Annotated in this window: 3 protein-coding genes; all 3 read right to left on the bottom strand. The window is 58.7% G+C overall.

Annotation, left to right across the window (positions count from 1 at the left end):
- Positions 1–1,059, bottom strand: a 1,059-nt coding sequence (locus tag K8W16_RS04930) for an acyl-CoA dehydrogenase family protein (RefSeq protein WP_304121655.1), incomplete at its 3' end; no start/stop codon positions are given.
- A 26-nt stretch (positions 1,060–1,085) separates the two neighbouring features.
- On the bottom strand, positions 1,086–1,847 hold the full coding sequence (locus K8W16_RS04925; protein ID WP_304121653.1) for an enoyl-CoA hydratase-related protein: 762 nt from the start codon (positions 1,845–1,847) through the stop codon (positions 1,086–1,088).
- A 110-nt stretch (positions 1,848–1,957) separates the two neighbouring features.
- Complete coding sequence (locus tag K8W16_RS04920) at positions 1,958–3,424, bottom strand: 4-hydroxyphenylacetate 3-hydroxylase family protein (protein ID WP_304121650.1); 1,467 nt, start codon at positions 3,422–3,424, stop codon at positions 1,958–1,960.
- Positions 3,425–3,655 lie beyond the last annotated feature (231 nt).

The raw sequence follows: 3,655 nt of genomic DNA, 5'->3' as shown, positions 1-3,655 counted from the left end.
GGTGATTTTTGCATCTCTATAAAGACGTTCCACTACAGATCCGCTCATGTAACCCTCGCCTCCCGCAATCTGCATGGCCTCTGCGGTACACTGCACGGCACTTTCCGAAGCGAAGAGCTTTGCCGCCGAAGATGCGGTGCCGATCGAACAGCCTTTGTCGAGCAGTTCCGCCGCGTGTATGGTCAGCTGGCGGGAGGCTTCGATCCGTGTGTACATATCGGCTGCTTTCCAGCGCAGGCCTTGGAATTCGGCCAGGAGCGAGCCGAACTGTTTTCTTCTTGTGAGGCGGTGAAGGCTTTCCTCCAGGGCTCTTTGCGCTATGCCCGTGGCTTGGGCGGCAATGCCTATGCGCCCTATGGAAAGTGCTTTCATGGCAATGGCAAACCCTTCGTTTTCTTTACCTATTCTCCTGTTTTCCGGGAGTATGAGGTCGCGCAGCAGTAGTTCTCCAGTCCATGCTCCGCGTATTCCCAGCTTTTTCTGAGGCGGAGGCAGGAAGAGTCCCTTATCCTGATGGGAAACAAGGAAGGCGCTGATGCCGCCCGGCCCGGGGCCGCCTGTTCTGGCAAACACAATGTAGGTGTGGGCCCGGCCTGCGTTGGTGATGTAGATTTTACCGCCGTTGAGCACATAGCCTCCGCGCGCGCGAACAGCGGTGGTATGCAGCGCTCCGACATCGGTTCCTGCTTCGCGCTCGGTAAGGGCAAACGCTCCGAGGTTCCTGCCTTCCAGCAACGGGCGGAGAAAGGCTTCCTTCTGCTCGGAAGTTCCGAAAGCCCAGATGGGGTAGCAGGCCAGGGCAACGTGCGTGGCGTAGCATACGGCAGTAGAGGCGCAGGCTCTGGCAAGTATTTCCACTCCTTCAATGTATTCCCGGTAGGTGGAGCCTGCTCCTCCGGCTTCTTTGGGGTAGGGCAGTCCCATAAGGCCGGCCCGCGCAAGTGCAGCCAGAGCTTCTTCGGGAAAGCGCGCCTCTTCATCTGTTTTTTGAGCCAGAGGTTCGACAATTCCGGCCGCAATGTCCTTGAATCGTTGCAGTAGTGAGGCCTGGGAATTCATGCCGATTTCCTTTTTCGGGCAGAGGTTCAGCGGCGCTTGTTCAGGAAGGCTTCCATGGCCTTTTTCTGTTCCGAGGTGGTGAAACACAGACCAAAGGCCTGGGATTCATAGGCCAGGCCGGCTTCCAGCCCGGTATTCATGCCGTTGCGGATGCAGCGCTTTATCTGCTGTGTGGCGCAGGCGCTTTGTTCAGCTATGGCCCGGGCAAGGGCGAGGGTTCCCTCGCGCAGCTGATCGTGAGGCAGAACCTGGTCGACAAGGCCGAGGGAAAAGGCTTCGTCGGCATGGATGACGCTTCCCGTATAGAGGAGCCGGGCCGCCCGGCCTCTGCCTATGAGGCGCGGCAGGCGCTGTGTCCCTCCGAATCCCGGTGTGATGCCGAGGGTAACTTCCGGCTGCCCGAAGCGGGCGCGCTCTGAGGCAACGCGTATGTCGCAGGCCAGAGCCAGTTCGCATCCTCCGCCCAGCGCGAAGCCCTGAACCATGGCGATAACGGGCTGCGGCATATGTTCGATGAGGGAGAAAACCTTTTGCCCGTAGGCTGCAAAGGCACGGCCTTCTTCGGCAGTCATGGCCTGCATGGCGCCTATGTCCGCACCGGCGACAAAGGCTCTGTCTCCTGCACCGGTGAGGACGACAACCCGGGTGTCCTTGTCTTTTTCAAGAAGGATAAGAGCCTCTTCCAGTTCGGTGAGCAGTTCCAGATTGAGGGCGTTGAGCTGTGAAGGCCGGTTCAGCGTCAACGTCGCCAGAGGATGGTTCTGTTCCAGAATCAGAGAGTTCCACATGAGATGTTCCTGAACGGCCGATGTTGGCCGGAATGGATGTGCGGGAATCAAGCCGGAAGCCTTCCCCATTCCGGGCATGCCCGGAATGGGGAAGAAGGCCTGAGGCGGGCTTACTTCACGACAAGCGTATCTTCATCGATACCGCAGAGGCGGCGGGCCAGGGACTTCTTGAAATCCAGATCAGCCTGCCTGCCGATCATGATTCTCTGGGCCTGGGGGGAGCCTGCGCCGTGGAGGGATTCCGTGAGGTAGCCCACGGCAACGGAACCTATGGTCATGGCTTCAATGAGCCGGAGCATGCGCTGGCGGTCTTCCACAGAGTAGGAGGCGTCTCCGGCAAGCAGTTTCCGGCACCAGTCACCCGTTTCCTCCGAGGCGAAATCCTCCTGAGAGGGCATGGTCACCATGAGGCCTCCGGCAATGTCCTGGGCGAGGCGGGCGATTTCGTACGGGAAGCGGGTGACGTTCTGCTTGCACACGTTGGCCAGCAGCATATCTATCTGATAGTTCCCGGCCCGTGTGGGCGCGCCCTGGCTGGAGCAGGCTATGCCGCAGGAGTACAGCGTTTCGTTGAGGTGCACCATTTCAATGAGCTTATCCTTGATATGGGAAGCTCTGGCGCAGCCGTTGTATTCCGCAATGGCCTGTGAGGCACCGATGAGCACATCGCCGTTGCCGGGCTTGCAGCCGCCGTAGGACTGGCGATGATACCCGGCGAACCGCTCCACCAGCATGCCGGAGAAGTCCGTTTCACCCAGCATGTAGACGTTTTCCCAGGGAATGAAGGAATGATCGAAAATGATGATGGCTTCCTGCCCGCCGTAGTTGATGTTCCCTGCGTCGGTTTTGTAGGGTTCGAGCTTTCTCGTGTCACAGGACTGGCGGCCGTAAATATAAAGCAGGCTGGAGTCGTCGGCGGGAATGGAAAAGGCAACGGCGTAGTCGCTGTCTTCCTGCCGCATGGTCTGGGTGGGCATGACCAGTATCTGATGGGAATTGAGTGCACCGGTCTGGTGCACCTTCGCCCCGGAGACGACAATGCCGTCTTCACGGCGTTCCACCACATGCATGAACATGTCCGGATCCTGCTGGGCATGGGGGGCAAGGGAGCGGTTTCCTTTGGGATCAGTCATGGCGCCGTCAACAGTCCAGTCGTTTTCCTGCCACTGCTCAATGAAGCGGATGAAGCGTTGATGGTACTTCGTGCCGTATTTTTCATCTATTTCAAAGGTGGTGCTGAACACTGCGTTCATAGCGTCCATGCCCACGCAGCGCTGGAAGCAGGAACCCGTCAGGCGGCCGCAGAGGCGCTGCATCTTCACCTTGTCGACAAGGTCTTCCGTGGACTGATGCAGGTGGCAGAACCGATTGATTTTTTTCCCGGTCAGACTGGACGTGACCACCATGAGATCCTGATATTCCGGCAGTTCCGCAAGGCGGTACGTCATGGCGCAGCAGTTGATGGAAGGCCTGATCAGCGGGTCGTCCACCGGAGATTCGATTTTTTTGCCGAAGGCGTAAACCCGGCGGGGGCGTAAGTTACGAAGAGAATCGATGTATTCCTGAGCGGTCATCATGGGGCGTTCCTCCGAGGGAAAGACCGGGAGGCGCGGAACACCGTTCCGCGCCGTTCCCTGCTACTTTCCGCAGACCTTGTAGACGGCGCAGCAGTCTTCATTGCCGTAACCGGCGTCGTGGGCCTTGTTGTAGATATCGAACACGGTTTCAATGAGCTGAAGCTTCAGTCCCTTCTGGCGGGCCATTTCACAGCCGAGGCGCACATCCTTGCGTTCCAGGTCGAGGCCGAA

The sequence above is a fragment of the Mailhella massiliensis genome, from assembly GCF_020741395.1.
Classification (GTDB): Bacteria; Desulfobacterota; Desulfovibrionia; order Desulfovibrionales; family Desulfovibrionaceae; genus Mailhella; species Mailhella massiliensis_A.
Note: the sequence above shows the minus strand (reverse complement) of the source record. Positions and strands in the feature narration are given on the sequence as shown.